Origin of the sequence: Kribbella pratensis (genome assembly GCF_004366075.1) — a bacterium.
Taxonomy (GTDB): domain Bacteria; phylum Actinomycetota; class Actinomycetes; order Propionibacteriales; family Kribbellaceae; genus Kribbella; species Kribbella pratensis.
On sequence record NZ_SODU01000002.1, the window covers coordinates 1 to 19963 of the forward strand.

15 protein-coding genes are annotated in these 19963 nt (G+C 68.8%); 7 read left to right on the top strand and 8 right to left on the bottom strand.

Annotation, left to right across the window (positions count from 1 at the left end):
- Positions 1-119 precede the first annotated feature (119 nt).
- Both EV137_RS14925 and EV137_RS14930 read right to left on the bottom strand, forming a co-directional pair.
- Positions 120-737, bottom strand: a complete 618-nt coding sequence (locus EV137_RS14925; RefSeq protein WP_134129630.1) for a RodZ family helix-turn-helix domain-containing protein — start codon at positions 735-737, stop codon at positions 120-122.
- A complete protein-coding gene (locus EV137_RS14930) occupies positions 730-1218 on the bottom strand; it encodes a SigE family RNA polymerase sigma factor (protein WP_134012198.1) in 489 nt (162 codons plus the stop codon). Before EV137_RS14930 ends, EV137_RS14925 begins: the two co-directional genes overlap by 8 nt.
- 72 nt (positions 1219-1290) lie before the next feature.
- Here EV137_RS14930 and EV137_RS14935 point away from each other — a divergent pair, with 72 nt between their 5' ends.
- On the top strand, positions 1291-1800 hold the full coding sequence (locus EV137_RS14935; protein WP_134129632.1) for a DUF2207 domain-containing protein: 510 nt from the start codon (positions 1291-1293) through the stop codon (positions 1798-1800).
- Between the two features lie 3 nt (positions 1801-1803).
- Here the strand turns inward: EV137_RS14935 and purD are convergent, their stop codons facing one another.
- On the bottom strand, positions 1804-3081 hold the full coding sequence (gene purD / locus EV137_RS14940) for a phosphoribosylamine--glycine ligase (RefSeq protein ID WP_134012194.1): 1278 nt from the start codon (positions 3079-3081) through the stop codon (positions 1804-1806).
- A gap of 76 nt (positions 3082-3157) precedes the next feature.
- Between purD and EV137_RS14945 the strand changes: the two genes are divergently transcribed.
- From EV137_RS14945 to EV137_RS14955, 3 genes are read left to right on the top strand one after another with little or no spacing between them, the layout of a single operon-like run.
- Positions 3158-4075 (top strand): carbohydrate ABC transporter permease, encoded by a 918-nt coding sequence (locus EV137_RS14945; RefSeq protein WP_238175341.1) that lies wholly within the window; start codon positions 3158-3160, stop codon positions 4073-4075.
- A complete protein-coding gene (locus tag EV137_RS14950) occupies positions 4072-4914 on the top strand; it encodes a carbohydrate ABC transporter permease (RefSeq protein ID WP_134129634.1) in 843 nt (280 codons plus the stop codon). Before EV137_RS14945 ends, EV137_RS14950 begins: the two co-directional genes overlap by 4 nt.
- Before the next feature lie 14 nt (positions 4915-4928).
- Positions 4929-6332 (top strand): ABC transporter substrate-binding protein, encoded by a 1404-nt coding sequence (locus EV137_RS14955; RefSeq protein ID WP_134129636.1) that lies wholly within the window; start codon positions 4929-4931, stop codon positions 6330-6332.
- Here the strand turns inward: EV137_RS14955 and EV137_RS14960 are convergent.
- Together EV137_RS14960 and EV137_RS14965 are read right to left on the bottom strand one after the other, a co-directional pair.
- Positions 6322-6648 carry a hypothetical protein gene (locus EV137_RS14960; RefSeq protein ID WP_238175342.1) on the bottom strand — a complete coding sequence of 109 codons (327 nt, stop codon included), beginning with the start codon at positions 6646-6648 and terminating at the stop codon, positions 6322-6324. The two genes, EV137_RS14955 and EV137_RS14960, sit on opposite strands and share 11 nt — an antisense overlap.
- An 11-nt stretch (positions 6649-6659) precedes the next feature.
- The gene (locus EV137_RS14965) at positions 6660-7520 is read right to left on the bottom strand and encodes an alpha/beta fold hydrolase (protein ID WP_134129638.1); all 861 of its coding nucleotides are present in this window, start codon (positions 7518-7520) and stop codon (positions 6660-6662) included.
- A gap of 80 nt (positions 7521-7600) precedes the next feature.
- On the opposite strand from EV137_RS14965, the gene EV137_RS14970 reads away from it, so the two are divergent.
- Complete coding sequence (locus EV137_RS14970; RefSeq protein ID WP_133785989.1) at positions 7601-7972, top strand: FKBP-type peptidyl-prolyl cis-trans isomerase; 372 nt, start codon at positions 7601-7603, stop codon at positions 7970-7972.
- Between the two features lie 76 nt (positions 7973-8048).
- Here the strand turns inward: EV137_RS14970 and EV137_RS14975 are convergent, their stop codons facing one another.
- Positions 8049-11750: a S8 family serine peptidase gene (locus EV137_RS14975; protein ID WP_134129640.1), complete on the bottom strand. Its 3702-nt coding sequence runs from the start codon at positions 11748-11750 to the stop codon at positions 8049-8051.
- Between the two features lie 93 nt (positions 11751-11843).
- Here EV137_RS14975 and EV137_RS14980 point away from each other — a divergent pair, with 93 nt between their 5' ends.
- Together EV137_RS14980 and EV137_RS14985 are read left to right on the top strand one after the other, a co-directional pair.
- Positions 11844-12875 carry a hypothetical protein gene (locus tag EV137_RS14980; protein ID WP_134012182.1) on the top strand — a complete coding sequence of 344 codons (1032 nt, stop codon included), beginning with the start codon at positions 11844-11846 and terminating at the stop codon, positions 12873-12875.
- A gap of 86 nt (positions 12876-12961) precedes the next feature.
- Entirely contained in the window at positions 12962-13612 is a 651-nt protein-coding gene (locus EV137_RS14985; protein ID WP_134129642.1) for a DUF2238 domain-containing protein, read from the top strand.
- 150 nt (positions 13613-13762) lie between these two features.
- On the opposite strand, the gene EV137_RS14990 is transcribed toward EV137_RS14985, so the two are convergent.
- Together EV137_RS14990 and EV137_RS14995 are read right to left on the bottom strand one after the other, a co-directional pair.
- The gene (locus EV137_RS14990; RefSeq protein WP_166679894.1) at positions 13763-18781 is read right to left on the bottom strand and encodes an AAA domain-containing protein; all 5019 of its coding nucleotides are present in this window, start codon (positions 18779-18781) and stop codon (positions 13763-13765) included.
- Complete coding sequence (locus EV137_RS14995; RefSeq protein ID WP_166679895.1) at positions 18778-19944, bottom strand: M48 family metalloprotease; 1167 nt, start codon at positions 19942-19944, stop codon at positions 18778-18780. The genes EV137_RS14990 and EV137_RS14995 overlap by 4 nt, the downstream gene beginning before the upstream one ends.
- Between the last annotated feature and the right edge of the window lie 19 nt (positions 19945-19963).

A 19963-nucleotide genomic window follows, 5' to 3' on the forward strand; every position in this document is an offset into this window, starting at 1 on the left:
CGGAGTGCTGGGCAAGGCGGAGGAGGGAGGCAGGACGGAGTCCTGTCGACCGACGACAACGCCGCCCAGTGCCCGCGGGGCGGCGCGCAGCAGGCACCACCGCTCCGCGCGACCTCTTACTAGTTGACGGTCACCAGACCGCAGAGCAGCGAACCGGACAGGGTGCACACCCGGTACGAGCCCGACGGCAGGCCCTTCGGCATCGCCAGCGTGTACGGACCGGCGCCCTGGTACGACGGGATGCTCATCCCCATCTCACCTGTCATCCGGATCGCGTACGGCGTGGTCGCGTCCCCCGGGACCTTCGCGACCAACGTGTACAGCGCGACCTCCGGCTTGGACGCCGAGGACAGCGAGAAGGTCACCGCGCGGACCTGCTTGTCCGGAAACGAGGCGACAAACTGGCCGCCGGCTGCCTTGGTAAGCGCGGTCACCGACTTCAGGCCCAGCGGACCGGCCTTCTGGATCGCCGGGGCGGACGGCACCGACTCGACCGACGGCGGAACCACGGCGTTCGTCGGCACCGGGCTGTCGGCCACGGGCGTGTTCGAGGCCGGGCGAAGCGTCGGGACGATCGCGACGGCGCCGACCACAGCGGCCGCACCGATCACGGTCAGACCGGCGGTCCGGCGGCGCTTGCGGGTCTTGGCCGTGGTCAGAACGGAGTCGAAGTCTCCGGCTGACTCGGCGGCGCGGCGGTCGGCCAGCGCCTGCAGGTCCTCCTGCAGATCAGGCATGGTCGTCACTCCTCAACAGCAATGATTCGGACAGGGCGTCCCGGGCGCGGGACAGGCGCGACTTCACCGTGCCTTCCGCGATACCGAGCGTGTCCGCCACCTGAGCCACGCTCAGGTCACAGACGTAATGGAGGACGACGACCTGCCGGGTCGGCATCGGCAGGCCGGCGAGAGCCTGCTCGAGGTCACCGGCGTACCGGTCGGCGGGGTCCGGGACGTGTTCGGCCGGCAGCCGGTGGAACAGCTGTGTGAACCGATTTCCGTCCCGGTGCCTGTTCGCGGCCAGCCGCACGGCGACCAGGCGGACCCAGGCCTCCGGAGCGTCGTACCGCGACACCTTCTCCCAGCGGGGCACGAGCCGGACGAACGCCTCCTGGACGATGTCCTCGGCCTCGGCACGTGACCCGGTCAGCAGCGAGATCACACCCACCAGCCGCGGCTGGTGGGCGCTGTAGAACTCTCGCAGCCCCTCCGTCTCCATACCCACCAACACCCCCGACCCGGCGATCCGGTTCCCTGTTTTCGTGACCCTATCCAAAGTCACTGTGTGTACATGAACAAGTTGACCACGTATGAGGCCGCATGGCTGATCGGCGGCGCCGAGCGAGCAGCACTGGTCATCTTCGTGGCGCTCGCCACGGACTGCCGGCTGGAGGTGGCGGACAAGCGGCAGCGGGTCAAGCTCGTCCGCTCCGAGGCGGCGTACCCGGTGGAGGCGGCCGCGCTCGCGCTGGTCCCGGAGAGCGGCCTCGGCGTCGCGGACTTCCGCACGCGGATCGCGGCCACCGAGGCGGTCAAGGAGCTCGAGGCGGCCGTCCGCGCGAAGGGACAGCTCCGGATGCTCCGCTGGTTCAGCCCGACGTACCGCGACCTGTTGCAGCACCCTGGCACCGGCGTACGGCGGGTTGCGGTGCTCGGCGTACCGGGAATCGAGGACGAGCGGCTCCGGGACATGCTGGAGCACCCGTTGCCGGCGATGCCGAAGATCGATCCGTTCAAACCGGTGCGGGACAACACGATCGACGGCACGCTCGGCCCGACGACCGGGAGCGGGTACCTCTGAGGTTCAGACGGTGATCTCGCCGCGCTCGGCCTTGAGGGCGATGTCGGTGCGGTGCTGGGAGCCCTTGATCCGGATCTGACCGACGGCGGCGTACGCGCGCTGGCGGGCCTCGGCGAGGTCCTTTCCGACAGCGCTCACCGCGAGGACGCGGCCGCCTGCCGTGACCAGTTCCTCGTCGTTGAGCGCAGTACCGGCGTGGAAGACGCGGACGTCGTCGTTCTCCGCCTGCTCGACGCCCGTGATCGCGTCGCCCTTGCGCGGGCTGGCCGGGTACTTCTTCGCGGCGACCACGACCGCGACCGACGACGCGTTCCGCCAGCTCAGGGCACCGTGGTCGGCGAGCTTGCCGGTGGCGGCGGCGTACAGCAGGCCGCCCAGCGGGGTCTTCAGCATCGGCAACAGCGCCTGCGTCTCCGGGTCGCCGAAGCGGCAGTTGAACTCGATCACGCGGACACCGCGCGACGTCAGCGCGAGACCGGCGTACAGCAGGCCGCTGAACGGCGTACCGCGGTGGCGGAGCTCGTCGATCGTCGGCTGCAGGACGTGCTCGGTGATGTCGGCGACGAGGTCGTCCGGCGCCCACGGCAGCGGCGTGTAGGCGCCCATCCCGCCGGTGTTCGGGCCCTCGTCGTTGTCGCCGAGGCGCTTGAAGTCCTGCGCCGGCTGCATCGGCAGCACGGTCGTCCCGTCGGTGATCGCGAACAGCGACACCTCGGGGCCGTCCAGGAACTCCTCGATCAGCACCTGGTCGCACTCGGCCGCGTGCGCGAGCGCCGCCTCACGGTCGGAGGTGACGACCACACCTTTGCCCGCGGCGAGCCCGTCGTCCTTCACGACGTACGGCGGCCCGAACGCGTCGATCGCCGTCGCGGCCTCCTCGGGTGTGGTGCACACGTACGCCCGGCCGGTCGGCACGCTCGCGGCGGCCATCACGTCCTTGGCGAACGCCTTCGAGCCCTCGATCTGCGCGGCTTCCCGGGACGGTCCGAAGACCGCGAACCCGGCGTCCCGCAGCGGGTCGGCCAGGCCGGCCACCAGCGGCGCCTCCGGTCCGACGACCACCAGATCGACGTCCAGCTCCCGGGCCAGCGCGACGACCGCGTCGTGGTCGGAGATGTCCACCGGACGGCAAACGATTGTTTGCCCGTCGTACGCCGGACGCAACACGGCGATGCCAGGGTTGCCCGGGGCCGCGACGACCTGCTCGACCTCCGAATCCTGGGCCAGCGCCCAGGCCAGAGCATGCTCGCGGCCACCGGAGCCGATCACCAAGACCTTCACGGGCGCTCAGCCTAGCGTGCCCCGGGTACAGAGGCCTCAAGCGGTGCAAGACTGCGCTTTTACTGGAGGTGAGCGATTGACTACCAACTCAGTACCGGCGCGTGCCGGCCGCCGCCCGACACCGGTCTCTCTGGTGTCCTGGCTGATGCTCGTCCCCTGCCTGGTGGTGTTCGCGCTGTTCATCATCTGGCCGCTGGGCAAGTCCGTCTCGCTGTCGTTGCACGGCTCGGACCTGTTCGGCCGGCCGGACGCGTACGTCGGGCTGCAGCACTACAAGGACATGCTCGGCTCGGCCGAGTTCCGGCACATCCTCTGGGTGACGTTCGCATTCGTGCTGCTGACCGTGATCCCCGGCGTGCTCGGCGCGCTGGTCGTCGTACTGCTGCTCGAGCAGCACATCAAGGGCATCCGGATCTTCCGGACCGCCTTCGCGCTGCCGTTCGCGTTCTCGGTCGCCAGCGCCTCGGTCATCTTCGCCACCATCTACAACCCGGCGATCGGGCTCGCGAACGGCCTGCTCGGCCGGTTCGGCGTCGACCGGATCGGCTGGCTGACCGACCCGTCCTGGGCGCTGATCAGCGTCGCCATCACCACGGTCTGGATGAGCATCGGGTACAACGTGCTGGTCCTGTCCGCGGGCATCGGCGCGATCCCGGCCGAGATCAACGAGGCCGCCACGCTGGACGGCGCCGGCGGGTTCAGCGCGTCGCGCTACATCACGATCCCGCTGCTCGGCCCGCAGCTGTTCTTCCTGATCGTGATCTCCACGATCCAGTCCCTGCAGGGCTTCGGGCAGATCAAGATCCTGACGCCGGAGGGCGGACCGGAGCAGTCGACCAAGACGCTCGTCTACTCGATCTACCACACCGCCTTCGCGAACAACGCCAGTGACTTCGGCGCCGCGTCGGCCCAGGCGATCGTGCTGCTGGTGATCCTGCTCGCCTGTACGGCGATCCAGTTCGGCGTCCTGGAGAGGCGGGTGCACTACAAGTGAGAACAGGTCGTGTCGTCACCTACGTGGTGCTGATCGGGGCCGCGCTGCTGGTGATCTTCCCGGTGTACTACGTCATCGCCGGGTCGGTCATGTCCCCCGGCCAGATCTCGTCGTACCCGCCGGATCTCGTCCCGCACGGGCTCTTCACCGGCAACTACAAGGGCGCGACCTCGTCGGGTACGCCGATCGGGCAGCAGTACCTGAACTCGATCCTGCAGACGTCGATCATCACGTTGTCGCAGCTGATCACCAGCGTGCTGGCGGCGTACGCGTTCGTCTTCATGAAGATGTGGGGCCGCACCGTTCTCTTCGGGCTCTTCCTGGCCACGCTGATGGTGCCGTGGGAGTCGATCGTGCTGCCGAACTACCTGACGATCACGAGTTGGGAGCTCAACGGGCACGGACTGACCAAGACGTACGCCGGGACGATGATCGCGCTGGTGCTGCCGTTCCTGGCGAACGCGTTCGGGGTGTTCCTGCTCCGGCAGTCGTTCCTGCAGTTCCCGGTGGAACTGCGCGACGCGGCAACGATCGACGGCGCCGGGCACTGGCGGTTCCTCAGCCGGATCCTGCTGCCGCTGAACAAGCCCGCGCTGACGGCGGTCGGGCTGTACGTGTTCCTGTCCGCGTGGAACCAGTTCTTCTGGCCGTTGCTGATCGGCGACACGGCGTCCCGCCGTACCTTGCAGATCGGCATCAGCCAGCTCAACGACGCGGAGGCCGCCGACCCGGGACTCATCCTGGCCGGCGTCACGCTGTCGATCCTCCCCACGCTGGCCATCGTGATCTTCGGCCAGCGCTTCATCGTCCGCGGGCTGACCGCGGGTGCGATTCGCTAGAAAGGTTGGTTCTCATGAGATCCGTCCGACGTACGGCGCGTGCCGCGGCACTGCTGGCGGTGCTGGCTCTGGTCGCCGCCGGCTGTGGTGACTCCTCGGATTCCAAGGACTCCGGCAACGGCGGGCAGGACGTGCCCGACGCCAGCGCGCTCGACAAGGCCAGCGGGGTCACGAAGGTCACCTTCTGGCACGGCATGAAGGGCGCGAACGGCGCGGCCGTCGACAAGCTGGTGAAGGCGTTCAACGCCGCGAACTCCGGCAAGATCGAGGTCACCGCGGTCTACCAGGGTGACTACGACGACACGATCACGAAGTACAAGACCTCGGTGCAGCAGGGCAACACGCCTTCCGTCGTACAGATCTACGACATCGGGTCGCGGTTCATGATCGACTCCAAGCAGACCGTGCCGGTGCAGAAGTTCGCCGACAAGGACGGCTACACGCTGGACTCGATCGAGCCGAACATCGCGAACTACTACTCGATCGACGGCGCACTGAACTCGATGCCGTTCAACTCGTCGATGCCGTTGCTGTACATCAACAAGGAAGCCTTCGTGAAGGCCGGCCTCGATCCGAACAAGCCGCCGACGAACCTCGACGAGATCATGGCGGCGGCGAAGAAGCTGACCGTCAAGCAGGGTGGGAAGACCGTCCAGTACGGCTTCAACGCGGCGATCTACGGGTGGTTCGTGGAGCAGCTGATCGCCCAGTCCGGTTCGACGTACTGCGACAACGACAACGGCCGCAAGGACCTGGCGACGAAGGTGAACTTCGCCGACGAGCAGGGCGTGAAGATCGCGACCTGGTACCAGGAAATGGTCAAGCAGGGTCTGATGCCGAACACGGGCAAGAAGACCGACGACGCGCAGGCCGTCTTCAAGTCCGGTACGTCGGCGATGCACCTGGAGTCGACCGGTGCGCTGCGGGGCTACATCGACGCCGCGAAGGGCAAGTTCACGGTCATGACCGCGCCGTTCCCGCACCTGACCGCCTCTGACAGCGGCGGGCCGATCATCGGCGGTGCCTCACTGTGGATCGACGGCCCCGGCCACTCGGACGCCGAGAAGCGCGCCTCGTGGGAGTTCGTGAAGTTCGCCTCCTCCCCTGCCCAGCAAGCAGCCTGGCACACCGGAACGGGCTACTTCCCCATCAACAAGAAGGCGCTGGACGAGCCCGCCGACAAGGCGTGGGTGGCGCAGTACCCGCAGTTCACCACGGCGATCACCCAACTCCACAACACCAAACCGACCAACGCCTCCTCCGGCTGCATCCTCGGCGTCATGCCCCAAGCCCGCAAAGCCGCCGAAGACGGCCTGGAAAAAGCGGTCCTGGGCACCGACCCAGCCACCGCCATGAAGGCAGCCGCAGACTCCATCAAGCCCCAAATCGACCAGTACAACAAAACCGTCAAGAAGTAGCCCGAGCGGATGGCGGGTTGTTTGAGCGGTAGCGGGTAGCCGGCGGCGGGGATGGTCCACTTGACGTAGTGCTGGCGGCCGGCGTTGGGCGGGATGGGTTGCTGGTCGGCGGCCAGGCCTTCGGGTCACCCCAGGAGATGTCGGACTCCGTCGTACTCAACGGAGTCCACGCCCACTGCCCGGCCGCCGTCCCGCCGGCGAAGTACTGCCCGGCGGACTTCTCGAACATCAGCGAGTACTGCGCATAGGTCTCCGCCGGCGCCTGCGGTACAGGTGCCGTCGACAGCCCGATCACCACAACGAGCGCCCTGATCACAGAGCGCAACTCTAGCCGAGCACCTCGCGTAGCTTGGCGGCGAACTCGACCGGCTTGCCCGGCTGACCGTACTCGTTACCGAGGAAGCCACCGTGCCCACTCGGGAATACGACCGGCGTCAGCCCGAGCCTCTCGGCCACTGCCTTCCCGCCCCGACCCGCGAGCGCGTTGCCCGACTCCTCGCCGATCCCGATGACGATCCGGTCGGTCGCCTTGCCCAGGGCGTCGAAGTCCGGCTGGTACGACGTACAGCCGCGAAGGTTCTGCCCCAGCAGAGCATCCGTCCGCGTCCCGTCGTCCTCCGAGGGCAGGCCGAACATCGCCGGATCCGGCGCGGGCTGCTGCGTGTAGTCGGCCGGGATCTCGCCGTCGTACGACACCAGCGTGATGAACTTCGCCATCCCGGCCCCCATGCCGTCGCGCTGGTAGGTCTCGTACATGTCCGCGACCGCGGCCAGTGCTGCCTCGCTGTCCGGGAGGATCCCGGCGAGCGGTGGCTCGTGCGCGACCAGCGTGTTGATCAGGTCAGGGCGACGGGCTGTCAGCGCCAGCGCATTCACAGCACCGCCACTGCTGGCGAAGATGTCCACAGGCCCCGCGTCCAGGTGCTCGATGAGCGCGGCGAGGTCACCGGCGTGGTCATCAGGCGAGAGCTCACCCAGCTCACCACTACGGACGCTGCGCTCGACACCCCGCGGGTCGTACGTCACCACGGTGCGGTCCTCGAAATGCGAGGCCAGCGTCGGGAATCCGCTGGCGCCCATCGGCGAGCCGATCATCAACAACACCGGCCGTTGCGCCAGGTCACCGCGCACGTCGTACGTCAGCGTCGCCCCCGGTACGTCGAGCGTCTGCGTCACAGGCTCCGGCATCACAGCACCTCCAGGTCCGGCCCACCCCCACTGGTCGGCCTCATGATCGAGAGCCTAGGGCAATCTGGTTAGCTGGTGGCATGACTGAGAAGCCAGAGATCGACTTTCCGGACGGGCCGCCGCCGGCGGATCTCGAGATCACCGACATCACCGTGGGCGAGGGCGACGAGGCCAAGGCCGGTTCGCGGGTGAACGTGCACTACGTGGGCGTTGCCCACTCCACCGGCGAGGAGTTCGACGCGTCGTACAACCGCGGCGCCCCGCTGGCGTTCCAGCTCGGCGTGGGCCAGGTCATCCAGGGCTGGGACACCGGCGTCCAGGGCATGAAGGTCGGCGGCCGGCGCAAGCTCGTCATCCCGCCGCACCTCGGGTACGGCGACCGCGGCGCGGGCGGCGCGATCAAGCCCGGCGAGACCCTGATCTTCGTCGTCGACCTGATCAGCGTCAGCTGACGACCCACGCAGCACACCGGCAACAGCAGCCGGCGGTGACCAGGAACTCCTGATCACCGCCGGCTGGTTCATTTCGTCACCGGATCGCGGCCGCCCGAATCACTTCCTGGCTGACCTTGTTCCCGGCGTCGTCGGTGGCCGTCGCGCGCAGCGAGAGGTACGACGCACCCTTCGGCAGCCGTACATTCGCCGACCAGTCGGCACCGGTCCGCGAGAGCGGAGTCGCGCGCCAACTGGCGCCGTCGTCGTACGAGACCTCCAGCGTCGCGCCGTTGACCTTGCCCGCACCCTCGACGCCGGCGAACTGGAACGCGGACAGCCCGATGCGCTGCCGGCTGCCACCCGCGAACGCGCCGTTCAGGTCCGTCGCCAGGTGGTAGTCGAGCTGGATCAGCGGCAGGTAGACCCAGTCGCTCGACTCGGTCGTCTGGGCCCGGAAGTCCCACGCACTCGTCGTCTTCGTCCCGAGGCTCCACACCTCCGGACGAGCGGTGTCCATCTCGAACCGGTAGTTCGCCCAACCGGACGTCGCCGGTACGCCGGTCTGCACCGCCTGGAACGAACTCTTCCGAACCAGCCTCCCGTTCTGGAACAGCCGCGTCTCCACGGTCGACTCGTCGTCCATCGAACCGGTGACACCCTGGTCGCCACTGCTCGCCGTCGGCACGTTCACCGCGAAGAAGTCACCGCTGCGGCGCGGGTTCCAGTACCCCGAGCCGACCCGCGGCCGGGCGGCCGGAGCGAACCACGAGTTCGTCTGCAGAGTCCGCGGCTGGTAGGCGTGCTGCTCGCCCCGCTGCTCCCAGCCCCGCGGGCGGTTCGTCTGCTCGTACCAGTCCGTCCCCTCCTGCGTGGACACGTAGTCGATCCGCTGAGTCCCGAGGTGGATCGGCTCGGTCACCTGCAGACATGGCGGCCAGAACCCGATCCGGCAGTCGGCGCGGCTCTCGAACGCGAGCTCGCCGGTCGGCCCGACGAACCGGTTGACGACCGTGGCCAGCTCCCCGGCCCGCGGTGCGTACCGCAGGTCCGCGGGAAGCGCACCGGTGTAGGCCTTCACCAGGTCATACAGGTACGGCGGCGCCTCGGTACCCGTCACCCGCAGCCGAACGTTGCCTCCGGCACCGATCCGCGCAACCAGCGGACCACCCTCGGCGGCCGTCAGCGAGTACACGGGCAGATCGGTTCCTCCGGCGAGGTCGTAGTACTTGCCCGCACCGTTGTTCACCACGACGAGCAGCCGAGCTCCGGCATCGCGAGCAGCCGTCGCCCGCGCACTCGGCGGCACCGCATCGCTCGCCGTCACGAACACGGCCTTCCCTCGAACATCCTTGCCCACGTAGTTCGCCGCCGCACCAGCACCGACGTACGCCGCAGTCAGCGTCGCCTTGCCGTCCCAGCGCTTCGAACCGCGCTGCAGCAACGGGTGCAACTGCTTGTCGTCGACGGTCATCGACACGAGCGGCGACGTACGGCGCCAGCGGGACGAGAAGTCGTACACGCCACCAGCCACCGCGCCGGTCGGAGCGGCGTACACCTTGGTGACGAGCGGCGTCGGCACGTACTGGGTGAGGAAGGTCGCGTAGTCGCCGCCGATCCCCGAGTCGTGGTACCAGCCGGACCGGCGATAGACGTCATCGCCGGGCAGCGGCGTGCTGAGGGTGATCGGGTTCGCCTGGCGCGCGTCGAGCTCGAGGCCGGCGTTCTTCTCGATCACAAGGTGCGGGTTGCCGACCAGCGCGACACCGTCGCCTCCGTCGACCGGCAGCCAGGAGTACGCCGCGTACACGCCAGGCGTCAGGCGCTGGCCGGAGACGGTCCCGGTGGCGGGATCGATCTCGAACGTGTTCACGAACTGGTCGCCGTACTTGTACAGCGTCAGGAACCCACCCGCCGGCTTGCCGTCACGACCGGTCGCGTGCACGTCGAGGTCGTACCGCTCCCCTTCCATCACAAGGCCGACCGCTGTCTGCGCGATCTGCTTGCCGTCCTGCTTGGCGATGATCGTGCCCGAGTAGGTCAGTCCCGGCGTGGCCAGGTTCGGCGTCGCGGTGACGGTGACCGAGGCGGTCCCGTTCGCGGGCACGGTGACTTGGCCCGATCCGAGCGTGAACAGTCCGGCGGGCGCGGGCGTCGTACCGTCGCTGGTCACGTCGGCCGACAGGTCGAGCGTGGCCGGGGTATCGCCGAGGTTCGTGTAGGTGATGGTGCGTGCGACCGGCGCGTCGTCACCGTGCGGCCAGGCGTGGAACCCGAAGTCGCGGGTCGCGGTCGCGACCACCTTCCCGAACGCAGCCGCCGGTACGTCGAGCCGACCACCGCCGACCTGGTACGCCGTCTCGCCGGCAAGTGGCTTCGCCGTACTGACCAATGCGGCCTTGACCTGCTCGCCCGTCCAGTCGGGATGCTTCTGGACGAGCAGCGCCGCGGCACCGGCCACGTGCGGCGTCGCCATCGACGTACCGCTGAGCGACTTGTAATACCCCGTGCCCGAGGACTTCGCCGCGCGGGCCGCCAGCACGTCGACGCCCGGCGCCACGATCTCCGGCTTCACCGTGGCGTCGCCGAGGCGCGGACCCATGTCCTGGAAGTAGGCCCGCTCGTCGTTCTTGTCCACCGCGCCGACGGTGAGCGCGGACGCTGCCGCACCCGGCGAGCCGATCCCGCTGACCCGGCCGTAGTTGCCTGCGGCAATGACGAACAGCGCGCCGGTCTCGGCACTCAGTTCGTCGACCGCGAGCGCCATCGGGTCGGTGCCGTCGCTGGCCTCGGTGCTGCCGAGGCTCATGCTGACCACCTTGGCGCGGTGCGCGGCCCACTCCATCCCTTCGATGATCCAGGACTCGGCACCCGAGCCGCTGTCGTTGAGCACCTTGCCGATCGCGAGCTGCGCGGCCGGCGCGACACCCTTCTCGACGCCGTTCGACGCCGCGCCGGTACCGGCGACCGTGGAAGCGACGTGCGTGCCGTGACCGTTGACGTCGTCGGTGGTCTCACCCGGGACGAAGCTCTTGGTCTCGGCGATCCGCCCGGCTAGATCGGGGTGGGTCTGGTCGATGCCGGTGTCCAGGACGGCAACCGTCGTACCGGTGCCGTCGAGGCCCTGGGCCCAGGCGTCCGGCGCGCCGACCTGGGCGACGCTCTCGGCCAGGCTGGCTTCGACCTTCCCGTCGAGGAACACCTTCTGGATCCCAGCGCCGAACTGGCCCGGCGTCGCGGACCTAGCAGTGCTAGCGGACCTAGCGGTGCTAGCGGTGATTCCGGACCAGAACTGCGCGGCCTCCGCCTTGCGCGCGGACAGGCCGAGGCCGCCGATGCTCTCCAGCGTGGCGCCACGGTCGGCGTGCTGCGGGGTCGCGACGGCGGCACGCAGGCCCGGGCGGTACTGCACGATGAGCGGGATCGACTTCACCGAGGCGTCGTCGTACCCCTGGTCGACGAGCGACGTGACGTTGAAGAGTTCGGGGTCGAGACGGCCCGCAGCGAGGTACGGCAGCGCGACGTCCGGTACGACGTGCAGGTCGTCGCCGACCTGCTGGATCTGGACCCCTCCGGCGTTGCCGGCGGCCTGATCGACGGCGGCCGTCGGCGGCCCGCCCGCGGTTTCGGTCAGGGTGACCACGTCGCCAGTGAGAAGCGTGACGCGGTGGGTCGACTGGGTAGATGGTACGGCATCAGGTACGGCGGCACCGTCGGCCTGCGATGGAGTCGTCGTCACCGCGGCGAGGGCCACGAGTACGGCGAGCCCACCGGCGACGGCGCGGGCGGATCGGGACATGGGCGGACCCTTCCTGGGGGACCTGGCGGAACAGATGGCATGAACATGCCATGTGGCCGTAGACTGCTCAATGGCGGGATTGCGGCATGACAGGTGTCCGCCACGCTGTACGTCACCGACGGGCCCTCGAAGGAGCGCACGATGCTCGACGTGCTGGGATTGGATGCGATCGAGGAAGGCGCCTACCGGCGGCTGATCGCCCTGCCGTCGGAGTCGCTCGAGACCTTGGCTGCCGCGATGGAGGCGGAGGTCGCGGACGTCGCCGCTGCCCTCGACGGGCTCGAGGAGAAGGGCCTGGTGGCGCGGTCGACCGCGACGCCGGGTCATTTCGTCGCGTCTCCGCCGACGCTCGCGCTCGGCTCGCTGATCGTGCAACGCCAGGAGGAGATCCGGCGGGCGCAGCTCGAGCTCGGGCGGCTCGCGGAGCAGTACCGGGGCGTCATGGCCGATCGCTCCGACACCGACGTGATCGAGGTGGTCCGCGGCGCGCAGGCCGTGGCGCAGCGGTTCGGTCAGATGCAACGTGGGGCGTCGGAGGAAGTGCTGGCGCTGGTGAAGGCCTCGGTCGCGCTCGTGCCCGCGGACGAGAACGTGGACGAGGACGCCGCGCTGGCTCGGGGTGTCGCCTATCGGGTGGTCGTCGAGCGGGCGGCGTTCGCCAAGCCCGGATTCGTCGACCTGGTGGCCGAGTCACTCAAGGCCGGCGAGCAGATCCGGGTCACCGGCGATCTTCCGCTCCGGCTGATCATCGCCGACCGCTCGCTGGCCTTGTTGCCCTTGGCCCCTACTGCGGCGAATGCCGCCGGTGGCGCACTGCTCGTGCATCCGTCCGGGCTGCTGGACGCGCTCCTGCACCTGTTCGACCTGGTCTGGGCGACCGCCAACGAGGTGCTGCCCACCGCCGAAGGCACCACCGAGCTCGCCGCCGAACGCCTCGACGACATCGACGCCCGCATCCTCACCCTGCTGCTCGCCGGCCTCACCGACCACGCCATCGGCGGCCAGCTCGGGATGTCGCTCCGCACCGTCCAGCGCCGGGTCAGCCAGCTCATGGACCGGGCGCAGGTCGTCACCCGCTTCCAACTGGGCCACGAAGCCTCCCGCCGCGGCTGGCTGGGCGTCTAGGGTCCTGTCTGGTAGTCCAGCCAGGACCCTAATCATCGCGTAGTTGTACTCATCCGCCGTACGCCGCGGCCCGATTGACTGGTGGTATGACGACAATGGTTGCGAGATCGGCGCCCGGAGTGCGGGTGCAGTGGACGCGGTACGCCGCCCTGCTCGCGAAGGTGCTGCTGCTCGGGTTGTTGCTTTCGGCACTGATCTGGCCGGACCTCAGCGGCATCAAGGGGAAGGCGTCGACCGCTCGCCTGATCGTGTACCCGCTCGGCGGGATGATCCTGCCGCTGTGGTGGTGGGCCTACGGACGAACGCGGAGCAAACTGCACCGCACGTTCCCGTGGGCGGCGGATCTGCTGATGACGCTGCCCTGGTTGATCGACCTGGTCGGCAACCGGCTCAACCTGTTCGACACCGTCAACTGGTGGGACGACGCCATGCACTTCGTCCTGTGGGGCTTCCTCACCGGCGGCGTACTGCTGGCGTTCGCACCCCGCGACCTCACCCGCGCCCTGACCACCTTCGTCGCTCTCGGCTTCGGCACCACCGCCGCGGTGGTGTGGGAGGTCGGCGAGTACGTCACCTTCGTCCGCAACTCACCCGAACTCCAAACCGCCTACACCGACACCCTCGGCGACCTGACGCTGGGCACTCTCGGCGCGCTGCTCGCCGGCCTCCTCGTCCACCAAGTGACCAAGGCTGATGCACTGCCACTGGCAGGTAATGTCACCGATAGCCCGCTATAACCCGCCAGTGCGCAAACACCTCGCGATCGATGCCCTCAGCAACCATCGGCCGGCGTTGGGGAGTTCTGCTGGTCGTTCCAGGTGGGTAGGAGTCCCCGAACCGGGCGTCACCTGCGCTCGCGGGCGTGGACCAGGCGCACGTGGTGGTCATTAGGCGTCGACCGGGCGGCGCAAGGCGTCCATCAGGTGGGTGATGACGGTGTCGGGTGACCGGATCCAGTCGGTGGTCAGGACGTGGTGGACTCGCCAGCCTGTGGTGCTCAAGGCCGTGGGATGGGTGGTCAAGCGTTCCAGGAGGGTGTCGGCCGCGACTCGTTCGGGCGTGTCCACGAGGACCGCGAGGCGATACCCCGTATCCCCGGGGACCTTCAACGCGAGGTCACATCGGAACACGGACTCGCCGACCGCGAGATCGACTTCCACGCCGCGAGCCTCCAAAGCGGCGGCGAGTTGTTCGACGACCGGAGTAGGACGCGTGCCGGCCGCGCGCGTGGTCCTCAGGTTGTACGACGTGAGCGCGGACTTCGCGGCAACCTGATCTCCTCGGGACACGGCAGCGGCGTACCCGAGGAATCGGCGCAGCGTGTTCGCGCCGTCGTTGTAGGTGTTGGTGATCGCGTCGGGCTCGATGCTGCTGACGATGACCATGTGTTCGCGCGCCCGGCTGAAGATCACGTTCAGCCGCTTCTCGCCGCCCGACGTGTTGATCGGGCCGAAGTTCATCAGCATCCGGCCGTCGGGGCCGGCGGCGTAGCAGACGCTCATCAGGATGATGTCGCGCTCGTCACCCTGCACGTTCTCCAGGTTCTTCACGAACAACCCGGCGTCCTGCTCGCCGTGCGTGCGCACCTGCTCCGCCTCGTACAGCGCGGCGAACGACGGGTCGCGCTCGGCGAGTTCGTCCAGCGCCCGCTCGATCTCGCCCTGCTGCGCCTCGGAGAACGCGACGATGCCGAGACTCTTACCGGTCCCCCGCACCAGCAACTCTTGCACCAGCGAAGCAATCCAGCGCGCCTCGGCCGGATTGGTACGCCGGACGTACACCCCGTCGACGAGCCGAACCGCCGTGATGCTCCCAGCCAGCACGCTGTCGCACACCTCGGACACCGGTGAGTCGGCCCGCAGCGTCCACGGCGGCGCGGTATTCGGCGGCAACCGATCGGGAACCGTGGCCAGCTTGCCCTGGTAGAACGCCGCGTTGCTGAACGAGATCAACGCCTCCGAGCGACTCCGGTAATGCCAGGTCAGCATTGTCGACGCGAGCCGCAACGCACTGATCGAGAGGAAGCTGTCCTCGGTCAACGCGATCCCGACCTGTTCGGCGGCCTCCTCGTCCGCCTGGAGATCATCGGTTTCGCTCCGCACCCGGAAGTACGTCGTCGGTGGCAGCTGCATCTGATCGCCGACGACGATCACCTGCGGCGCACGGTGCAGCGCCGGGATCGCCTCCTCCACAGGGATCTGACTCGCCTCGTCGTACACCACGACGTCGAACGAAGTGGTCAACGGCAACGTGTCGGACACCGAGGACGGGCTCATCAACCACACCGGCCGCAGGACGGACACCACCGCGCCGGGGGCACCGGACGCCACGTCGCGGATCGACCGGTACCGCATCACCTTGCCGAACTCGTGTTCCAGCTCGCGCCGCCCGGTCGCGAACGTCTTCTTGCGTTCGCGGTCCTCCGGCGACATGCCGGTCACGCTGCGCTCGGAGTGGTCGACCTCGGCGAGGAACCGGCGCCGGACCTGGGCGACGACGACCTCCGCGTTGAGCGCGGTGAGGTCGTCGTACACCATGCTCAGCTCGCCGACGATCGCGTCGACGCGGTCCGAGGACAGCTGCAGCGGGGCAGCCGAGCGGGCGCGATCCCATTCCGCGGCACATACGGCGTACTCGAGCTGGTCGGGCGTCGCATGCAGCCGGCGGAGAGCGGTGAGCGCGGCAGGCGTCAGCTCCCGAAGCTTGGGGCCGACAGCACGTACGACGGGCCCCTCGGACGCCAGCCGATCGGCGAGGTCGCGGAGACCGTCGACTGTCAACGTGTCCCAGTGATCGACCAACAGGTCGCTGGTGACTTCCGAGGCGTCGTCGAGGGCATCCGCCAAGCGCGCGAGCTCGGCCGGGGCGCCGTCGTCGAGGACGAACCGCCAGTCGGGGATGCTCTTGCGCGCGGCGGCGAGTTGGTCGATCAGCTCGCGCGGGTCGTCGGCCGCCCAGTCGTGGCGGGTCTGCTCGGTGTGTTCCGCGACGGCGGCCGAGGCGGACTGGGCGGCGACCAGGTCGGTGAGGATCTCGGTGACGGACGGCTGCACGGAGCGCACCGTACTGTCGAAGCGGCTGCGGACAAGGGTCTTCACGCGGCGCCAGTCGCCGCTGAGGAACGAGAAGGCACCACCCTCCTTGCTCTGGGCAACCTTCAAAGCCGATCGCGCGTCGGCCGGTGCGAGCGGCTCCTGCCAGCCCGCGGCCTCCTTCCACGCGGCCCGCTCGGCGGCGACGAGGTTCTTGCGCTCCGCGCCGGCTGCCGACAGCTCGCGAGCCGTCGCCGACCTCGGAACGATCGCCTCCACCTGGTCCAGCGCAGCCAACGGCTCGACCAACCGTCCCAATCGAGCCAGTGCCCGAACGTCCCGCACGGTCGCCTGCTCGACCGCGGCCTCCGGCCTCGCGGACTCGCCCAGCGGCACGTCCACCAGAGCGGCTGCGACCGCATCCCACTTCGCACGGAGCTCCCTGGCCGCCTGGCTCACGTCGGAGTCCCACCGCGCAAGGAAGGCGAGCGGGCTCCGCGCCAACACCCCACCGGTCGAAGGGTCGGCCGCCGCCAGCGCCTGCGCAACCTCCCGCACAGCTCCCTCGGCCGCGAACCACTCATCCACAGCAGGCAGCTCGGATCCCTCAGGCGGGTTCCACGCGTGATCGTGCAGCGAGGCGAGGCGGTTGACGAGGTCTCGGAGGCGTGGACTGCCGGTCGCCAACTGTTTCTCGAAGGCATCCACAGTGGCCAGCAGACGATCGACGCGCGCGACCAGCTCAGCACGCCGCTCAGTCAACGCGTCCAGGTCGTCCTCTCCGGACAGCCAGGACTCGTAGGTCTCCCGCAGACCGTGGATGAACGCCTTCTTGTCACCCTGCGAGTCGTGGATCAGCGCACACAGCCCGTCCAGGCGCCGACTCGCCAACCGCGCGTGGACGACGTCCAGCGCCGCCCGCTTCTGGCACACGAACAGCACCCGTTTCCCGCGTGCGACGAAGTCCGCTATCAGGTTGGTGATCGTCTGCGACTTCCCCGTCCCCGGCGGCCCCTGGATCACGAAGCTCTCGCCGCGTCGCGCCCGCGCGATCGCCGCCACTTGCGAGCCATCAGCAGGTACGACGAGATGCCGGTCGGCAGGAGGCAGCTCCGGCAGCGCGCTCCCCACTGGTCGCGGCCGATCCGAGAACAGCTGGTCGAACGACGCCGCGGACTCCCCGGTCGTCAGCAGCTCGTCGTAGTCACGAACCAGCCCCAACGTCCGGTAGTTGAAGTTCGCCAGCGACACCGCGCAGAGATCGACGTCCCACGAGTACGGTCCGCCCTCGGTGTCGAGCGAGTACACGTCGGTCTCGAGCGCCCCCGGCCGCCGCGGCTCCGCACCGAGCGCGATCCCGAGCGGCAGCGACTGTTGCGCGATCTGGGTCCGGAAGATCTGCACCCCGAGCGGCTGATAGTCCGTACGCCGGTACGAGTACGGGTACTGCTTCCCGCCGAACCCGGTCGCCACGTTCCCATGCCGCCGCCGGTTGTACGTCCGCAGCCGCGTCATCGCCCGCTGCCGCACCAGATCGATCCGCGGCTTCTCGCGCAGATGCAGCTGCAGCCCGGGCTCGGTCGCCTGGATCTCCTTCGCCAGCCGCTCGTGCAACTCCCGCAGCGCACCAGGAGCCGACAAGTCGACAGTTTCCGGCAACGAGATCCCGTACAGCTGCCGCAGACTGTGCCGCAGTGTCGGATTCACCTCGGCGATCGGATCAGTGACTCGCAACGTATAGGAGTCGCGCACACCACGCTTACGAGTCAGCTCCACCTTCGCCAGCACCAACGGCGACGCCAGCCGGGTGTCCCGGTCGTTCTTCAGATCGTGCCAACGCAAGAACGCCGGAACCAGCCGCAGCTGATCCTGCCCGTAGTCGGCGCGGTCCCGGCGCGCCGTGGAGATCAGCTTGTCCAGCGTGTTCGCGGCGTACGGCGCCTCGTCGTACCGGATCCACTTGCCCAGCGGCTGGGCCTTCTTCAGCAGATGTTCCGCGATGTCGTCGCGCCAGGTGAACAGTTGCTCCGAGCGAATCGTCCGTACGTCGAGCATCAGCGGCACCGAGACCTCGGTGAGGTTCAGCGTCTGCGCGGTGGGGCGGAAGTTGATCAGCCGGTTCCGCCGGGAGAGGTCGAAGAGCCGGTCGCGGAGCGCGCCGAGCACCGCCGTACGCCGGTCCGCGGCGCCTTGGACGATCGCCTCGACATCGAAGTCGAGCGGCTGGTCGCGGTAGTTCTCCAGCTGTTCGATCAGCGAATGCAGGTCCTGCGCGCGCCGGTGCCGGTCGGGCTCGACCATCTGCGCGGCGACCGAGACGATCACCGGGTGCAGGTCGGGATCCAGCCGGTACAAGTTGCCTCGAGCCTCGATCAGGGACGCGACATCCGATGTCCTGGACAGGTCGAGACCGCAGCCGAGCGCGAGCAGCAACTGCCCCAGACTGAAGGTGTCGGTGAGCTGATCGTGGTGCCCGACCACGTGCTCCCAGCTCTGCCACCCGGCCACCAGCGTCGGTGCCGCGATCGCGTCCGGAACCGGCTCGGGTACGACGGTGGTCTCCTGGCCGCCGCTCTCCCCCAGATCGATGTCGGCCTGTCGATGCGCCACAACCTCAACAGCTGAAGGGCGTTTCCCCTGCCGGGTATCGATCTCCTGAGTGGCCAGCGTCGGCCGGCCCGCGTCCTCCGGCGCGAATCCCAGCCTGTTCTGCTCGTCGACGACGATCCGATCCAGACCGCGCAGCGGCGCGACCAGTCCACGCTCGTGCACTGCCGCTGTCTCGTGGAACAGCGGCAGCACCGCCGCCAGCAACGCGTCGTTGCCCAGACCGCCCTGCGAGACGGCCAGCGCGACGAGATCCTCCGCGCTCATCCGACAACCTCCGCGGCGGCCTGCACGAAGCGTCCGCGTTCTTTGTCGCTCCATCCGAGCTCGTCGTCCGCGACGTCGACGTACCCCGGTAATCCGAATCGTCGCGCAACAGCCAGTGACGCGATCAACCCGGCATCGCCGACGTCGGGATCAGCCGTGGCGAGATCGAGCAGCAGGTAACACAGATAGCGTTTCGTGGCCGCGGTCAGCGGGCGTGGTCGCGGCAGTGGCGCCCCATCGACCGGTCGCACCGCCAACGGCTCGTCGAAGCGCACCGCTCCACCAGGCACGCCGAGAGGTCCAGGCGGATCCGCGAAGCCCGCGGCCGCCGTGGCGATCGCATCGGTCCGCAGACCGTCTGTCTGCGCGATTACCGCGGCGAAGTCCCGGCTCAACTCACGCAACAACACAGCGTCGAGCAGGTCCGGCGCGTCCACGTCGAGCGGACCGGTCACCAGGACCTCGACGTCCTCGCCGTCGAGCCAGTTCTTCAACGCCCACGCTCGTCCGACGGCCTCCGGGTGCGACGTCCCTCGACTGCCGGAGCGGAGATCCAGCGACTCCGCCTGCCGCAGGTACGCCGCGGGATCCGCCGTACTCAGGCCCGTCTCCAGCTTCAGCAACGCGCGGATCGCCGTACTCAGATCACCGCACGCCGTCAGCGCTCCCCGGTCCGCGAACAGCTCCGTCGCCAGCGACCAGCGCCGATGCGTCTCGAGGTACTGCGAGGGCGTCCGAGCGTCACCTGCCGCCGCGTCGAGCAGGCGATCGACAGCGAGGTACCCACCGTCCTCGGCCTGCCACAACAGCCGATGCGCCAACTCGTGCCCGATGACCGCCGTCAGCTCGTCCTCGTCCAGCCGGTCGAGCAACGCCCCTTGAAAGAGGATCGCCGCCCTGCCGGCCTGGTGCCGGTACGACGCATTCGGCTCGCCGTTCACCTGGTAGAAGTCGACACCCTCGTCCAGCCCCAACGCACGAGCCGCCCGCTCCCCTGCCCGGAAGACATCCGGATGCGCGTCGGCCTCCAAGCGGTACGCATTCCGCAGCAAAAGCTCGTCGAGCGACCCTTCGGGCCCACCGTGCAACGCCGCCCAGGCGCGCTCGTCCACCTGGCGGACAACCGCCAGGACGGACCGGTGGTACCCGAGCGCTGACAACATGCCCGCAACCATAACCACC